17 protein-coding genes are annotated in these 16,341 nt (G+C 60.7%); 4 read left to right on the plus strand and 13 right to left on the minus strand.

Annotated elements, in window-relative coordinates:
* The 10 genes from B2589_RS05770 to tssB all read right to left on the minus strand — a co-directional run.
* On the minus strand, positions 1-2,045 hold a 2,045-nt coding region (locus B2589_RS05770), incomplete at its 3' end, for an AAA family ATPase (RefSeq protein WP_286815925.1).
* The gene (gene icmH / locus B2589_RS05775; RefSeq protein ID WP_286815926.1) at positions 2,011-2,832 is read right to left on the minus strand and encodes a type IVB secretion system protein IcmH/DotU; all 822 of its coding nucleotides are present in this window, start codon (positions 2,830-2,832) and stop codon (positions 2,011-2,013) included. The genes icmH and B2589_RS05770, both read right to left, overlap by 35 nt.
* A 3-nt stretch (positions 2,833-2,835) precedes the next feature.
* Positions 2,836-4,170 (minus strand): type VI secretion system baseplate subunit TssK, encoded by a 1,335-nt coding sequence (tssK, locus tag B2589_RS05780; protein ID WP_286815927.1) that lies wholly within the window; start codon positions 4,168-4,170, stop codon positions 2,836-2,838.
* Positions 4,170-4,703: a type VI secretion system lipoprotein TssJ gene (tssJ, locus tag B2589_RS05785; RefSeq protein WP_232901852.1), complete on the minus strand. Its 534-nt coding sequence runs from the start codon at positions 4,701-4,703 to the stop codon at positions 4,170-4,172. Before tssJ ends, tssK begins: the two co-directional genes overlap by 1 nt.
* Positions 4,703-5,878, minus strand: coding sequence for a type VI secretion system-associated FHA domain protein TagH (gene tagH / locus B2589_RS05790; RefSeq protein ID WP_199456177.1), 1,176 nt, complete (start codon positions 5,876-5,878; stop codon positions 4,703-4,705). Before tagH ends, tssJ begins: the two co-directional genes overlap by 1 nt.
* A gap of 17 nt (positions 5,879-5,895) precedes the next feature.
* Positions 5,896-6,912: a type VI secretion system baseplate subunit TssG gene (gene tssG / locus B2589_RS05795; RefSeq protein WP_286815928.1), complete on the minus strand. Its 1,017-nt coding sequence runs from the start codon at positions 6,910-6,912 to the stop codon at positions 5,896-5,898.
* A complete protein-coding gene (gene tssF / locus B2589_RS05800; RefSeq protein ID WP_286815929.1) occupies positions 6,876-8,648 on the minus strand; it encodes a type VI secretion system baseplate subunit TssF in 1,773 nt (590 codons plus the stop codon). Before tssF ends, tssG begins: the two co-directional genes overlap by 37 nt.
* 343 nt (positions 8,649-8,991) lie before the next feature.
* Positions 8,992-9,429 carry a type VI secretion system baseplate subunit TssE gene (tssE, locus tag B2589_RS05805; protein WP_199456174.1) on the minus strand — a complete coding sequence of 146 codons (438 nt, stop codon included), beginning with the start codon at positions 9,427-9,429 and terminating at the stop codon, positions 8,992-8,994.
* Between the two features lie 3 nt (positions 9,430-9,432).
* Entirely contained in the window at positions 9,433-10,914 is a 1,482-nt protein-coding gene (gene tssC, locus B2589_RS05810; RefSeq protein ID WP_286815930.1) for a type VI secretion system contractile sheath large subunit, read from the minus strand.
* Positions 10,915-10,975: 61 nt separating this feature from the next.
* Positions 10,976-11,473, minus strand: coding sequence for a type VI secretion system contractile sheath small subunit (gene tssB / locus B2589_RS05815; RefSeq protein ID WP_199456173.1), 498 nt, complete (start codon positions 11,471-11,473; stop codon positions 10,976-10,978).
* Between the two features lie 271 nt (positions 11,474-11,744).
* On the opposite strand from tssB, the gene B2589_RS05820 reads away from it, so the two are divergent.
* On the plus strand, positions 11,745-12,005 hold the full coding sequence (locus B2589_RS05820; RefSeq protein ID WP_022988595.1) for an acyl-CoA-binding protein: 261 nt from the start codon (positions 11,745-11,747) through the stop codon (positions 12,003-12,005).
* Positions 12,006-12,151: 146 nt separating this feature from the next.
* Positions 12,152-12,460, plus strand: a complete 309-nt coding sequence (locus B2589_RS05825; protein WP_022988596.1) for a site-specific integrase — start codon at positions 12,152-12,154, stop codon at positions 12,458-12,460.
* 3 nt (positions 12,461-12,463) lie between these two features.
* Here B2589_RS05825 and B2589_RS05830 read toward each other — a convergent pair whose 3' ends face one another.
* Positions 12,464-12,922, minus strand: a complete 459-nt coding sequence (locus tag B2589_RS05830; RefSeq protein WP_228285830.1) for a hypothetical protein — start codon at positions 12,920-12,922, stop codon at positions 12,464-12,466.
* A 220-nt stretch (positions 12,923-13,142) separates the two neighbouring features.
* Between B2589_RS05830 and greB the strand changes: the two genes are divergently transcribed.
* Both greB and B2589_RS05840 read left to right on the plus strand, forming a co-directional pair.
* On the plus strand, positions 13,143-13,619 hold the full coding sequence (gene greB / locus B2589_RS05835) for a transcription elongation factor GreB (RefSeq protein WP_036219280.1): 477 nt from the start codon (positions 13,143-13,145) through the stop codon (positions 13,617-13,619).
* A 248-nt stretch (positions 13,620-13,867) separates the two neighbouring features.
* Entirely contained in the window at positions 13,868-14,149 is a 282-nt protein-coding gene (locus B2589_RS05840; RefSeq protein WP_022988599.1) for a hypothetical protein, read from the plus strand.
* A 4-nt stretch (positions 14,150-14,153) separates the two neighbouring features.
* On the opposite strand, the gene B2589_RS05845 is transcribed toward B2589_RS05840, so the two are convergent.
* Together B2589_RS05845 and B2589_RS05850 are read right to left on the minus strand one after the other, a co-directional pair.
* A complete protein-coding gene (locus tag B2589_RS05845) occupies positions 14,154-15,635 on the minus strand; it encodes a HAMP domain-containing sensor histidine kinase (RefSeq protein WP_036219200.1) in 1,482 nt (493 codons plus the stop codon).
* Positions 15,622-16,302 (minus strand): response regulator transcription factor, encoded by a 681-nt coding sequence (locus B2589_RS05850; RefSeq protein WP_022988601.1) that lies wholly within the window; start codon positions 16,300-16,302, stop codon positions 15,622-15,624. Before B2589_RS05850 ends, B2589_RS05845 begins: the two co-directional genes overlap by 14 nt.
* Positions 16,303-16,341: the final 39 nt, after the last annotated feature.

Consider the following 16,341-nt stretch of genomic DNA (forward strand, 5'->3'; position numbering starts at 1 on the left):
CCGATCAGGCGGGAGACGGTGTGTTTTTCCTGGTATTCGGACATGTTGATGGTGGTGAGGAACTGGCGGCCGCCGTAGAGCAGTTCGGACAGTTGCACCACGGTTTCGGTTTTACCAACGCCGCTGGGGCCCACCAGCAGGAAGGCGCCCATGGGGCGGCCCGGCCGGCGCAGGTCGGCGCGGGCGGTGAGCAGGTGCTGGTGCAGGCAGTCTATGGCGGTGTCCTGGCCTTTGATGTGGGCCTGCAGGTAGGCCGGCAGGTGGGTGATTTTTTCCAGTTCGTCGGTGGTCATGCGGTTGACCGGGATGCCGGTCCAGTCGGCGATGACTTCGGCGACCTGGCGAGCGTCCACGCGGGCATGGACCAGGGGTTCATCAGCTTGCAGCTCGGCCAGTTCCTGTTCGATGGCGGCGGCTTCGCTTTTCAGGTCCGGGCGCTCTTCGGTTTCCAGATCAGCAGCGTTTTCATCTGCTTCTGCCCCAGGCTGTTCACCGGTCAGCAGCTGTTCGCGGATTTCGACCAGTCGGGCTACCAGTTCTCGCTGGTCGTTCCAGCTTTGCTCCAGGGCTTCGGCTTCGGCGGTCAGGTCGGCAATGAGTTGTTCAAGTTCCTGTTCCCGCTCGGTGTCGACGTTCTGGCCCAGGGCGTGTTCCCGGCTCAGCAGGTCCTGCTCCATAGCCAGTTGGTGCAGCTCACTGCGCACGTGGCTCAGGCGCCGTGGCGGGGTGCTCAGGTTCAGGCTGACCCGGGCGCAGGCGGTATCCAGTACGTCGATGGCTTTGTCCGGCAGCTGCCGGCCCGCCAGGTAGCGGGCAGACATTTCCGAGGCGGCTTTCAGGGCGCTGTCGGCGACCAGTACCTGGTGGGCTTTTTCGTAGACGGTACGCAGGCCGCGAAGGATGTGCACGGCTTCGCCCGGGGTCGGCTCGTCCAGGGCAACCGGCTGGAAGCGGCGGCTGAGGGCCGGGTCTTTCTCGAAGTATTTCTTGTATTCGCGCCATGTGGTGGCGGCGATGGTGCGAAGCTCGCCCCGGGCCAGGGCTGGCTTGAGCAGGTTGGCAGCGTCGGAGCCGCCTTCGCTGTTGCCGGCGCCAATCAGGGTGTGGGCTTCGTCGATGAACAGGATGATTGGCGTAACAGAACCTTTCACGGCTTCGATCACGCCCTTCAAGCGCTTCTCAAACTCACCTTTAACGGAAGCTCCGGCCTGCAGGGCGCCCATGTCCAGGGTCCAGAGTTCAACGGTTTTCAGGCGGTCCGGTACGTCACCATTCACAATCCGCAGGGCCAAACCTTCCACCAGGGCACTTTTGCCCACGCCGGCATCACCTACCACAATCGGGTTGTTCTTGCGGCGGCGACAGAGGATATCGATCATCTGGTCGATCTCGGCATCGCGGCACACCACCGGGTCCAGCTTTTGTTCCCGGGCCAGCTTGGTGAAGTCGGTGGCATAACGCTTGAGCGGGTCCATGTCGGCATCCGCCACAGGCCTGGCCGCGCCGTTTTCGGTCAGTTGCGGGCGCTCAACGGAGCCTTCGGTTACCCGGTCAAACTGCTTACGCAGCTGTTCCCGGTTTATGTCCACCAGGGCCCGGGCCACCCGGGGCATCAGGTAGCGGTCGGCGTTCATCAGCAGGGCCAGGAACACGGCACCGGAGCGCAGTTCGGTGTGGCCCAGTTCGGTGGAGGCCAACAACCAGGCATCCTGCAGCAGCTCCACCAGCAGCGGCGAGAACGAGGGATACGGCTCGGCGGTCTGCGGTTCGCCGTTCAGGCTGTCGCCCACCAGCGGTTGCAGCTGCTGGTGGTTGATGCCGGTGTGTTCCAGGATCTGGCGCACGTCAGAAAACGGTGTTTCCAGCAGCTTGAACAGCAGGTGCGCCGGGGTAATCTCGGCGCCCTGACGGCTGATACACAGGGCGGCGGAGGCTTCCAGGGCCTGGCGTGAAATGTCGTTGAGGCGCCCGATCAGCGCCGGCAGTTCTACCCGAATCACAGTGATGTCCTTATTTCGGTAGTTGGTCCAGTACGCTGAGCACATCCCTGATGCGTTCGTTCAGCGCAATGTTGTACAGGTGATAAATCCCGGCCATGGCCGCCACAAACACCCCCCCGATCAGCCAGGCGGGCAACCCGGTGCGCAACCGGTTACGGGCAGGGGCCAGGTTTGCCGAGGCATCCGTCAGCGGCCGGGGTTCCCGGTCACCGCGCAGTTCCCGCAGCTGTTCGTACAGGCCCCGGACAATCTGCTCGTATTCATCCCGGCCGTTTTCCATCACCTTGTAACGGCCCTCAAAACCCAGGCACAGGCACAGGTAGATGAAACCCAGCATGTCCCGGTAGCGTTCCGGCTCTTTTTCCATCCGGGCCAGGATGGCGAACACCTTCTCACCACCCCAGGTTTCGTTGTGGAAGCGGGACAACAGGGAGTGTTGTGACCACACACTGTGGGCGCCCCAGTCGGTGCCCAGCACCGCTTCGTCAATAAATGCGCACAGCACATAGCGGTATGCCACCACCGTGGGGCGTTCGTAGCCCTGCTCTACCAGTTCACGGTCGATGGCCGCCACTTCGTCGGTTACCTGCTGGTACAGGCTTTCCACATCGCAGAAATCCGCCAGCCGACGAACCCGGATAACCAGCCCCAGCAGCGGTGTCGCCGCGTCGATCAGGCGGTTTTCTTCCTGCCCCCGCAGCTGAAATCCGCTGTTGGCAAAGTCAGTGCGGGAACCCGGGCTGTCGTTGTCGGCAAACAGAAGGTCACTGAATGCACGATCACCCGAATCCCTGGTGCTGCGCGGTCTGTCCATTACCGGTGCATCTGTCATGATCTAGCTCCTGATTGCCCAGAATTGCATTTCCAGCCCCGGGTAACTGCCGGCCACATGGAAGGCGAAGCCGCTGGCGTTATCGAGCATCTGCCAGGCCTGGCTCTGGTCGTCCAGCCGGAAGTACACGAATCCGGCGTGATACGGCAACTGGCGCGGTGCCACCGGCAAGGCGGACAGCGGAATGCCAGGCAGCTGCAGGCTGATGAGATCGCGGATTTTCTCCACCGAGGCCACCTTGCACTGCTGCACAAACTGTTTGCGCAGGTCGTCCAGCGGCATGTCGGCCTTCACCGCCAGGATGAACTCGGCGTCCCTGATCAGCTGGCCATCCTGGACCGGGGCCACCGTCAGGCCGTACTGGCGCTGCTGCAGGGCGATCGACAAGGCCCGCGGCTCCAGAACGGTACTCAGGGCCTGCCGCAGAATCTGCATCAGCGGGCTGAAACACGCCACTGGCAGGTCGTGGTCGTAGGGGGTGAACTCCCGTGGCAACCGGCTTTCGTCGGTGAAGGTCACCAGCTCGCCGCAGAGTTCCAGCAACACCTCATACAGCCGTTCCGGATGCAACTGGCGCAGCCGTGCCAGGTGCATAAACCGGGGGTGGGCACGGTTCAGCATCTGCAACAGCATGAAGTCCGACACATCGGCCACACCACCCTGCCCCGGCGCACCCACGCGCTCGGCAATGTTGCGGGCCCGCTCCTGCATCAGCCCGGCCATCTCTCCGACAAACCGCTGAAGCCGGGGTGCAGAACGCACACTGAGCATGGTGGGCAGGAAGTTCGGGTCCATCACCAGGCTGCCGTCCGGGCGCTTTTCCAGGATCCGGCCAACGGCAAGGCTGGCGTAGGCACTGCGGTCTTCCCGCTCCAGCATCAATCGCGGCGCCACCCGGCCCACATCGATGCTGTGGGCATCGCCATCCACCGAATGCAGGTCGCGGATTTCTACAGCCTGGGCCCGGAACCGGCCGGCGACCGGGGCATCCGGCCATTCCACTTCTGCCAGGGTATCGCTGCCCAGGGGCAGTGCCAGGAACACCACCTGGTTGGCCACCGAGGCATCGGTGATTTCCAGGGGCTCCGGCATTACGTCGTCCTGGGGCAGGTTGAACCGGGTGCCGTCCGGAAACAGCCCGCAGGCCCGCACCAGCCCGACCCGGCCAAAGCTCAGGTACTCGGCGTTCAGTTCCAGGTCGCTGAAGCCATACAGGTAGTCAGACACCGCCAGCGCCCGCTCGTTAATCTGGTGCTCCAGGTATCTTTGTTGCTGCTGGAAATGCTGGGGCTTGATGAACAGCCCGTCACTCCAGACCACTCGGTTGGTGACTGCCATCAGCTTTCATCCGAACGTGTCAGTTTCACTTCCCGCTCGCGCAGGTTGACCAACAGGTGGTAGCGGCCGCCAATGGGGTCCACCCTGACCACCTTTTTCCACTGGGACAGGTTGGGGTAGGCATAGAAAGCAATCACAGCGATAAACCGGGTGTCCTTGCTGATTTCGAACGGCTCCACAAACTTGAACTGGCCCGGCACCAGGGTGTAATCGCTGTGGTCCACATAGTTGCGGCCCAGGGAATCTTCCAGGTCGGTCAGCAACTGGTCGAAGTCACCGGCCATCAGCAGCGAGCTGTCCCGCAACTCGATGATCTGGAACGCAATGGGCGTGGGCGCCAGGGATTCGTTCGGGTTTACATTCGGTTCCGCCAGCATGGTCAGGTCCACGCGGCTGGGCAGGTCTTCCGGATAGCCCACGGGAATGTCGGGATCCCACAGCACCTTGGCGGTCTTGGTCACCGCGTTGTACGGGGTGCTGCACCCCACCAAAAACATAACAACCGCCAGCAAGCTCCATTTGCAGTACTTCATCAAACATTCTCCCTCTGTAGTTGGCGCAGATGCTGGTCATAAGCCTGGTCGAACACCTCCTGGAAGAGGCGCTCGAAACCCTGCTGACGACTGGATCTGAGTTCGCGGTAATAGTGTTGGTACATGTTCCAGGCCCAGCGGCCTTCGTCTTCGTTGTCTTGCAGGCCACGGCGGTAACCGTGGAACCGGCGCAACAGGGCCTCCGGTGAGAAGGCATAAAGAATCGCTTCCAGGGCTTCCCGAATGGCTTCACGGGTGGCCTGCTGATGATGGTTCAGGCTCTCCAGGCTTTCCCGAACTGCAGCCGGGGCAGACAAGTGCACCGGGCTGCGCTCGGCGGCAAACAGGGTCTGCATGGTGCAGGTGTAGTCGTCACCCAGGCGCAACGGGTTGTCTTCAATCGGCTGCAGGCGGGTGCGCAGGGCCCGGTGCCGCGAATCTTCACCCTGATGCAGGGCCAGCAGGCCTTCGACCGTGGCTTTCAGGGTCTGGCCGGCCTCTTCCAGAAACAGGCGCATTTCATCGCTGTCGGCAAAGTCAATCTCGGCTTCCATACCGCGCATCAGGGGGGCACCGCTGATGTGTTGCCGGCTGGTGTCTTTGGCTTCCCGACTCTGTTCCGTGGACTCTGACATGCCCTGTCGCTCCTGTGTGTTTGGCCAGGGAGCCAGCGGGTCTTCGCTGATCGGCTCCCCCGCCGGGGTGTGCAGTCCCTCAAGAGGCTCGCGGCCATCCGGCAGCGCCTGGCCGGATTCCGACCGCAACAACGAGCCTTCGGCTACATCCACCAGTTGTCTATGCTGGCCGGCGTCTTCTTCCATCCCGCTGTTAACGGCCGCCTCGCCATTGAGCTCTGCCCGCATCCGGTACCGGCCAATGGTGAGTGTGTCACCATGGTTCAGCCGCGCCCTGCGGCCCCGGCCAACAGGCTGGCTGCTGCTGTTGATGTAGGTTCGGCCGCTACGGTCGATCAAGCAGAAGCCGCCATCCAGGTAACGAACCTCGGCATGGCCGGCTACAGCCCCGGTGCGATGGGGCGACAACCGCCAGGTATCGTTGGCGGCCGTGCCGATAGAGCCGCCACCGGTACTGAATTTGTGTTCAATGCTGGCACCACCGCCGGTTTCGGTCGGGTTGATGATCACCAGGGTTAATGCTGCTGTCCGGTTTGACACCTGTCTGGCTCCTTGCCTTATCGTCGTATCTGGATGCGCACCGCCGGGCGTTCACGGGCCCGCTCCGGTGTTACAAATGAATTCCAGCCGAGGCGCACATCCTCACCCAGCTGCATGGGCCGGATATCCCTGGGCCGCATCTGCAGTTCCAGGTCGTAGGCCAGCTGCTCCCGGGTGGTGAATTCCACCAGCTTCACCAGCCGCTCATGGTCCCGTCCGTTGGGCAGAAAATCGGCAAAGCGGGACCGACTCAGGTTGCGCAGGCGCAGGATAAACTTGCCGCTGCGATCCCGGATGCCGGAGCCCACCAGGGTGTCCTGGCCCAGGCTGGCATTGGCCTGGCCCAGCCGTGTTTGCTGGTCTGGCCCGATGGCCACCTTGCGCAACACCCACTGTTCGATGCTGACGTCTTCCAGGTCGAAACAGTGCGCGACAATGCCGCTGACCACGTCCGGCGACCGGCTGCGGCCCGCCATCTGGCCGGCGTAGGCCAGCATCTTGGACCAGTTGACCGGCGTGGCTTCCCGCAGACGGCTGTCACCCAGCCCCACCAGGGCAAACACCAGCTCGGAAAAGCCATCGCTGGCACCCGGCTGAAACCGCACGTAATACCGGTACTTGCGCCAGGCCCGGTGAAACAGGGTCACCAGCCGGTGATTGAAGAAGTCCAGGAAGTGCCGGCGCACCCCCAGATCCTGGCCCGCTTCCCAGGCCAGGTCCTCCAGGTAGTACCCGGGCAGTGGCGACTGGGAGCCATGCAGGCCGAGGAAGCTCACTTCCATCTGGTAAGGCGCGTGTTCATGTTCCGGCGACAGGGCCGAAACCACATCACTGCCCGGAAAGCCCAGACCGGCCGAGGCCGAGAACCGGATACGCTCCTGCCGGGGCTCGCCGTTGCCGGAGTTTTCCAGGTCGTCGCCGTGGTGCCGGTGAATCAGGTCCACCAACTGAAAAAAACTGTACCGCCGCGCGTTGCCGAGGACAGGTTCCAGCCCGGCTACATCAGCGGCTGCTGACCTTGCTGTAACGTCCATGTGTACCGTTCCTGGTTGTCTGTATTCACCACTTCCAGCTGGTGAAAGGCATTAATACTCGCGTAAAGCGCAAAGAACTGACTCAGTACCGTTCCGAACAGGTACAGATCGCCCTCGCTGCCGAAATTCTGCTGATCCAGCTTCAGCACCGAGCGGATACCCCGCACCGGCAAGCCCCGCACCATGCGGTCCACCGGCTGGGTGGTGATCTCACTGATGCCCGCCAACCGTTTCTGCGACACCCGTTCCGCCTGCCGGTCGACCAGCGCCCGGAAGTCGTACACCCGCAGTACCGTGCGCAGGGCATCCACATCCAGCATGGACAGGTAGTTCAGGGACAGATTGGAAATCAGCGTCCACAACAGGCTGCCATCCAGCGTTGGCCGCAGCGTGGCCGTGGGCCGGGTAATGTTGCTGAACGAGGCAAACGCCGGCGTGGTCTCGGTGGCCATGCAGATCTCCCCCACCGCCAGTTGCTGGGGCAGCTGGCGGTTGGTGCAGGTCAGCGTCAGCGACACCGCTTCCTGGCGGTTCATGCATTCGGACTCGTCGCCCCTGACAAACGAGATGTAGTGATCAAAGCCATCACCGCGCACGCTTTCACGGGTACGCACCCGGTAATACAGCGCCGTACGGCCCCGATCCCGCTCCACCTCGTGCTGGAAACTCTCGAACGCGGTATACAGCCGAGGCTCACCGCGCCCGGAACGCCCTTCCAGCCAGCCTTCCACCTGCTCGATACTGAACACTTCAAAATGCTCCGGGCAGCGGCTGGAGGGCGAAATACGGTACTCGGTCTGCCGGCCGTTCAAATCCACCGGCTCCCCTTCGTGGCTGAACAGATTCACCGCCGGCGTGCAGTACAGCTGCAGGGAGTCCCGGGTAACCCGGGCATCCGGTGGCAGAATCCGGCTGAAATGAAAACGCAGACTGATCTCATCCGCCTGCACCGCCGGCAAACGGGACTTCAGCCCGCCGATATCCACAAACCGGAAAGCCTCCGGAAAGCTCAGGTACTCCTGGATAATGCGGTACCCGGCATAGGCATTCTTCGGATACGGCAGAATCGCCTCATCCGCCGCAAAACCCACCGGCTGCAACAGCGACGACGGCAGGTTGTAGACGTTCTCGCCCACCACCAGCTCCATACGGCTGAGGTAATGGTTCAGCCACAGGTACAGGGTTTCAGCGGTGTGGTTATCCCCACCCAGATAGAACCGCAGGCTGTCCAGCCCCAGACCATTCAACGGCTGGTCCGTATGCAGGGCCAGGTCGACGGTAACGGAAGACACTTCCCGGGAATGCTCGGCATGGGCCTCCGCCACACTGACCGGAAAGATATCCACAGCCCGGCAGGTACGGAACCGGCACTGAGTCTGGCGGCTGGCTTCGCCCAGGGGCCGGCTCTTGATTTCGGTATAGCGCTCCACCGTTTGCCGTTCGCTGATCGCGTGCAGTTGCGGGTCAAAGCGCATAATGGTGCAGCTGGGCACCGGCCGTAGATAATTCGGCCAGAGCATGTTCAGCAGCGAATGGGTCAGCTCAGGAAACTCGTCCTCAACCTTCTCCCGCAATTTGCCGGTCAGAAAGGCAAAGCCTTCCAGCAGCCGTTCCACATCGGGGTCGGTGCTTTGCTCGGACAAAAAGCGGGTAAGCTGCGGATGCGCCTCGGCAAATTCCCTGCCCTGCAACCGCAGAAAGCTCAACTCATCCCTGTAGAACCTGTTCAACTTCATTGTTTACTGCACCTTGTTACTGCACCCTTACTTCGGCCTGTCTGGCTCCGAGCCAGGATGAGGGTAGGCCTTCCAAAAGACGCTTCAAGCCCGTCCGTGGGACGCTTGAGCTCCGCCATCCATGGCTCCGCACACTTTTGGAAAGGCTACCCACACCCCGTCTCTCATACTTGCCGTCAAAGTCACCCGGACCGCAAACACTCAGGTTTGCCGGAGGGGGCGGGGATGCTTTTCTGCCGGGAAAAAAGATGTCTGAGCGAAGCGAGTTGTTTTTTCCCAGAAGAAAAGCATCCCCGTCCCCTCCGAACTCCAATGTCTGCCCCAGTACCAAGCAGGCCCCGACTCAGATAACCCGGTAATAGCGCTTATCATCGAGGACCAGGTCAATGGTGGTCCGGTCGTCACTCCCGGCAACCTGCAGGTAAACCGTCACCTGAAACTTCAACTGCAACGGGTCCGGCCCCGGCGGCAAGGCCACCACATCCACCCGCTTCACCCGCGGCTCAAACTTCTCGATGCACTGACGAATCGCCCCCCGAATCTGGATACTCAGATCCAGCGTACCCAGGGTGGCATCGTTGAAATCCAGCAACCCGAGATCCGGTACGCTGGCGCTGTTGCCCGGATGGGCGTTCAGCAGGCGCACCAGGTGGCGCTTGATGGATTCCACCACATGGGTCACTTCACCCATTCCCTGCCCCGGGGGGGCAGCAGCCTGTTCGAGCCGTTCAAACAGGCTGCCGGTATTGCGAACGCCGTCCGTGCCGGTGTCGCCGAACACGGATTAATCCTTGTCCAGGCGGCCAACCAGCGACAGTTCGAAGTTGGCACCCATGTACTTGAAGTGCGGGCGCACGGCCAGGGAGACCTGGTACCAGCCCGGATCGCCTTCCACATCGGAGACTTCCACGTGGGCGGCGCGCAGCGGACGGCGGCTGCGAACGTCGGCCGGCGGGTTTTCCTGGTCGGCCACGTACTGGCGAATCCAGGTGTTCAGTTCCCGCTCCAGGTCCTGGCGCTCCTTCCAGGAACCGATCTGCTCGCGCTGCAGTACCTTGATGTAGTGGGCCAGGCGGTTCACGATCATCATGTACGGCAGCTGCGTGCCCAACTTGTAGTTGGTTTCCGCTTCCTTGCCTTCCTTGGTGTTCGGGAACTGCTTGGGCTTCTGTACCGAGTTGGCGGAGAAGAACGCCGCGTTGTCGCTGCCTTTGCGCATGGTCAGGGCGATGAAGCCTTCTTCCGCCAGTTCGTATTCACGGCGGTCGGTGATCAGCACTTCGGTCGGGATCTTGGCTTCCAGCTGGCCGAAGGATTCGAAGGTGTGCACCGGCAGGTCTTCCACCGCACCACCGCTTTGCGGGCCGATGATGTTCGGGCACCAGCGGTACTTGGCGAAGCTTTCGGTCAGGCGCGTGGCCAGCAGGTAGGAGGTATTGCCCCACAGGTAATGCTCGTGGTCACCAGAGACATCTTCCTTGTAGTTGAAGCTGCGCACCGGGTTTTCAGTCGGATCATAAGGTACCCGCAGCAGGAAGCGCGGCGCGGTCAGGCCCAGGTAACGGGCATCTTCGGACTCACGCAGGGAACGCCACTTGGCGTATTTCGGGCCTTCGAAAACGGCACTCAGCTCTTTGATGGCCGGCAGTTCCTGGTAGCTGTCGACACCGAAGAACGACGGTGCAACCGAGGACAGGAACGGCGCGTGGGACATGGCGCCCACGGACGACACGTACTGCAGCAGTTTCATATCCGGTGTTGACGGGCTGAAGGCGTAGTTACCGACAATAGCGCCCACCGGCTCACCACCGAACTGGCCATACTCGGCCGCATAGATGTGCTTGTAGAAGCCGGTCTGGGTCACGTCCGGAGCAAATTCGAAGTCTTCCAGCAGTTCGGTCTTGGTGGCATGGAGGATATCCACCTTGATGTTCTCGCGGAAATCGGTGCGATCCACCATCAGTTTCAGGCCACGCCAGGACGATTCCAGTTCCTGCAGCTTGGGTGCGTGCAGGATTTCATCCATCTGGGCGCTGATCTTGCGATCCAGCTCCACCACCATCTGGTCCACCAGGGCCTTGTTGACCGGCTGGCCTTTTTCGTCGCTCTTCAGCAGGTTGGCGATAAACGTGGCCACCCCTTTGCGGGCAACATCGTAACCTTCGTCGGCCGGTGCCATGCGGCTGTTGGCCATAACCTGGTCCAGCAAGGACCCTTGTGCTACGGATTCGGAGGCAGCAGATTGCTGCACAGCAGTATCAGACATACCACATCCCTTCAGTACGTGATTGATAATCGGTGTTGGTTACCGGGTTCCGGTGGTGCGCTTACTCGCCGCCGTCGGTGGCCAGTTCAAGCTCCGCCAGCAGTTTTTCCCGGGCGCTGTCGTTGTCCAGCAGTTCCTGCAGCTTGGAGCGGAAGGCCGGTACGTTACCCAGTGGGCCCTTGAGGGCAACCAGGGCTTCGCGCAGTTCGATCAGCTTTTTCAGCTCGGGCACCTGGCGGGCGATGCTGTCCGGAGAAAAGTCGTCCAGGCCCTGGAAGTCCAGGTTCACCGGCAGGTCGTCGGCATTGTCTTCGAGCTTGTTGGAAACGGTGGTGGAGAGGGTCAGGCCCGCTTCCTTCATGACCGAACGGAAGTTGTTCTTGTCAACGGAAATGGCCTTGCGGTCTTCGATGGGGGTTTCTTCAGCATGGCCCTTGAAATCGCCAACCACGAACATTTTCAGCGGCAGCTCGGTTTCAGCCTGCTGGTCGCCGGTGGCGGGGACATACTTGATATTGATGCGCTCTTTAGGCGCGACAGAACCGTCTTTGGCAGACATGGCGTGCTCCCTGTGCAATTCATTTGCAGTGTCGTTCAATCCCTGAAGCCGGCCATCCTGGCAGGCAACGGCGCAAACTGTACACAGATGATCCGCTGTTCTCAAGCAGGCGCTGGCGAGAAATGACCTGAAATGTGCAGTCGGGCAAACTTTTGCCAGATTGCCCTGCCGCCCGCCATAACGCGCTTTCAGTCAATGACGGCGATTCACACCAGGGCTATACTCGGCCCACCCTCAGAGGAAAAAACCATTAAAACCAAGGAGCCAGACCATGAGTGACCTGAAAGCGAAATTCGATGACGCGGTAAACTACATCCAGTCCGCCGAAGGCGACTTCAAACCCTCCAACGAACTGAAGCTGGAGTTCTACGCACTGTACAAGCAAGCAACCGAAGGCGATGTTTCCGGCAAGCGCCCGGGCATGATGGACTTTGTTGGCCGTGCCAAGTACGACGCCTGGGAAAAGGTCAAAGGCACCTCCAGCGACGAAGCCATGCAGAAGTATATCGACAAGCTGGAAGCCCTGAAGTAACCGAGGCGAGCCCTGGGCCCGGAGCCCCCTGCTCCGGGCAGACAGCCCCTCGCCCGGTGGCTGCAGGTCTTTTTTGCACCATTCAAACGTTTGTCATATGATGCGCGCACCATAACAACAACAAGCTTTCCGGAAGAGTGCGTAACATGAATATTACCCAGGCGCTGGAGCAGTCACGGCCCGGCATGGTCGACGAAGTTCAGGCGGCCATTCGCAAACACCAGCTCAATCAACGTGCCGAACAAACCTACCTGCACTGGATCAGCCGCTTTGTGCTGTTTCACGATCTGACCGACCCCGACAACCTTGCCGAAGAAGAGCAAAGGCAGTTTCTGGCGTATCTGAGTGACAAGATGCAGTTGTCCCGGGCCCGGCTGAACCAGGCTACCCAGGCACTGACATTTTTCTACCGGGATGTGCTGGGCAAACCGGTGGCGCTGGAATCGGCGGCCTGACGGCTACCGGCGCTCGGTCATGTTGAGATTGAAGGTGTCGTAGGTGCGGTTCTCCGGTGGCCGGATCACATAGTTGTTGCTGTGGGTCTGGCCGGGAATCACCTTCGGGTTGCTGAAACGGATATCCACGGGAATTTCCGAGCGGCCCAGGTCAGTCCGGTCGTCCCTGGGCTGAAACGCCAGCGGGTCCAGGTAGAAGTCATCATCTTTTCCTGCCTGCACCGGCACACCGGCTGCCGGCGCCTCCAGGCCACCCTCGATCACCGTGTTCGCCAGGGCTTCCTCTTCGATGGCCCGGAACGGGATGGTGTCAATGGTTGAACGCTGCTCAGGTTCGAAAGCAGACTCCGCGCTCTGCGCCTGCACCACAGCCGGCACCAGCACCGTAATAGCCAGCACCATACCCGCCATAAGGGGCGGCCTTAGCCACGGTTGCTCTGTGCTCTGTCTGTTGCTGCTCATGGTATCTTCCTGAATCCTGGCTATCCGGTGCGGCACATCACTGATGACGCCCTGCGCACACTTAGTCTGTTCAGTTTATCGCCAACCCCGGGAGTTTTCCGGCAAGACTGGTCAAAGTGTGACCACCTTCACGTGTCCCTGCAGGCCATTCAGCAGTTGACCCGGATCCGCCCCGGCGATATGAATGGGCAAACTCTTTCACCTGACCTTTGAAGGCCTTATGGACACCAACGTTATTACCCCGGAAGGCTATGCCGAATTGCAGCAGGAACTGGACGAACTGTGGCGCAAGGAACGCCCGGAAGTGACCAGGAAGGTACAGTGGGCGGCCAGCCTGGGCGATCGTTCAGAGAACGCGGATTACCAGTACAACAAGAAGCGATTGCGCGAAATCGACCGGCGGGTGCGATTCCTGAGAAACCGGCTGTCGAAACTGCGGGTGGTGGAGTACAGCCCGGTGCAGGAAGGCAAGGCCTTCTTCGGCGCTTGGGTAACCCTGGTGGACGAGGACGACAACGAACTCACCTTCCGGATTGTCGGGCCGGACGAGATCTACGGCAAAAACAACTACGTCTCGGTGCATGCGCCGGTGGTCAAAGCCTGCCTCGGCAAAAGCGAAGGCGACGAAATCAGGGTGAGAACGCCGGAGTCGACCAAGCTGTGGGAAATCGATCGAATCTGTTACCAGCAGCCATAAAAAAACCCCGCGGGTAACGGGGTTAAGGCTAGCGCTGTGCTGGAGGGGGAGGCAGGCAACGGGTCACCCGCCTCCGCATCTACAGTACCCATTATCCTCACCTCTCATTACCTGCCTGTGGCCACGGAATTACCTTTTGGCAAGACATCACGCCCTTGGCTCCGGCCGGAAATTAGGTTGAACACTCTAGCGCCCGCCATTAGTTTGCAGGTAATTGACCCGATTTCCCTGTTAACGGAGACACACCGATGAACACCAAGAAGCTGCTGAACCTGGCACTGGAAGGCATTGATACCCTGGGCTTCCGCCTGGACGACATGGGCATTACCAGCAAACTCAACCGGCACAATATTGCCGCCTTTGTGATGGCAGAACAGAAACACCTGGAAGGGGAATGGGACAGCCTGCAGGCCAGGGTTGACCGTCGTCGCGCCCAGTTTGACCAGCTGGCACAGGCCGTCGAAAGCCGGGCCGACATCGTCATCGGACCGGTACTCAACCGGGTAAACCGGTTCCGCGCCAGCCAGTAAGCAGTCAGGCCTTGCCGGGTTCCGCCGTTGACGTTCGTTCATCAGCGGAATCCGCTGCAGGCTCCACCGTGGTGGCCTTGATCCGCTTTCGGACGCCGGTGAAGGCCGGCATGCGCACACTGACCGTAAGCCCCGGCGGCTCCTCGCCCGGATGGGTGTCGCTGAGCAGGATCTGGCCCTGGTGAATCTCGGCCACCGCACTGACCAGGCTCAGCCCCAAACCATTACCCGGCAATGACCGGCTCTTGCCGACCCGGTAAAAACGCTGGAACACCTGGTCTTTCTCGTCGTCCGGAATGCCGATACCGGAATCCCGCACTTCAAACACCGCCGCAGCACCTTCCCGGCGGACCGCCACCACGATACCACCATGCTCGGGGGTGTACTTGATGGCGTTATCAATCAGGTTGCTGACCATCTGGAACAACAGGTCGCGATCACCTTCAATCATCACCCCGGAGGCCATCTCCTGGGTAAAGGTCTGCTCCTTGTCTTCCGCCAGGGCTTCATAAAGCTCGCAGGCATCACTGACCAGCTCATCCAGCGACACCACCTTCATATCGGCGGAATTACCCCGGGTTTCCAGCCGGGCAATCCGCAGCAGGGCGTTGAAAGTCGCCAGCAGTTGATCGGCTTCCGCAACCGCCCGGCCTACCTGTTCACGGGCCTCGTCGTTATCCACAGCAATCAGGGTGTTTTCCAGCTGGTTACGCAGTCGGGTCAGCGGGGTGCGAAGGTCGTGGGCGATGCTGTCCGATACATGCCGGATACCTTCCATCAGGTAAACAATCCGGTCGAGCATCTGGTTCAGGTTTTCGGCCAGCTGGTCAAAGTCGTCTTCGGTACCCCGGGTGGGTATCCGCAACGACAAGTGCCCGTTCATAATCCGTCGCGAGGTGTTGTTGATTACTTCAATGCGCCGCGTGGTACTTCGGCTCATCAGAAAACCACCCAGCAGGGCCAGGGCCAGGGTGATACCCATGCCCCAGTTGATGGCGGTCTCGATCACCCGTTTCAGGCTGGTCAGCTCATCCACATCCCGGCCGACCAGCAGGCGCAGGCCACCCTGGACATCAAAGATACGGGCGCGGGCCAGGCGTTCCGGCCCCTGCCAGCCCACGGTCGGGTTCAGGGTAAAGTTGATCCAGCCACTATCGGAAGAACGACTGCCTTCCGGCCAGGTTTCAATATTTCCGGCCAGTTTCAGGAAGTCATCGGTGGTCAGCAGGTAGATGGACTTGGCGTTCGGATCCCGGGCGACACGCTCACGGATGATGGTAATGAGCCCGTTCACGCCACGCCCGCGATACTGTTCCGCCAGACCGGCGATTTCCGCCTCGATGGTCTCGTCGGTCTGGGCAGTCATAAAGCCGGCGGTGCGCCAGTAGATGAATGCCAGTAGCAGGAATACAGAGGTGGCAAACACCACCATATAAAGCAGTGCCAGTTGGAACGATGACGTTCTGAGCTGACTAAGCAGTTTCACGCAGCATGTATCCTGCACCCCGAACTGTCTGCAGCAAGGGTGTGTCGAATTCCTTGTCGATCTTGGCGCGCAGACGGCTGATGTGCACGTCGATTACGTTGGTCTGGGGGTCAAAGTGATAGTCCCAGACTTTTTCCAGCAACATGGTCCGGGTAACCACCTGGCCCGCGTTGCGCATCAGATATTCCAGCAAGCGGAATTCCCGGGGCTGGACATCGATATTATGGCCGGCGCGCTTCACGGTTCGGGCCAGCAGGTCCATTTCCAGGTCTGCTACCTTCAGTACAGTTTCGGTTTCAGCCGCCTGCCGGTTACGGCGGATCAGCGACTCGATCCGGGCCAGCAACTCGGTGAACGAGAACGGCTTGGTAAGGTAATCATCGCCCCCGCCACGCAGGCCTTCCACCCGGTCATCCACATCACCCAGGGCACTGAGAATCAGCACAGGGGTCTGGTTGCCGGTGGCCCGCACGGTTTTGATGATGGATAGCCCATCCATGCCCGGCAGCATGCGGTCGACAATCATGATGTCGTATTCTTCACTGGCCGCCATCATCATGCCTTCCTTGCCGTCGGCCGCATGATCCACCACGAAGTCAGACTCCTTCAGCCCCTTCACCAGGTAACTTGCTACATCCTGATCGTCTTCGATTACCAGCGCTTTCACCGGTGACTCCTCCTGATAGCGGATTTGGTTGCTTACAAG

This window comes from Marinobacter sp. UBA3607 (assembly GCF_002375525.1).
Classification (GTDB): Bacteria; Pseudomonadota; Gammaproteobacteria; order Pseudomonadales; family Oleiphilaceae; genus Marinobacter; species Marinobacter vinifirmus.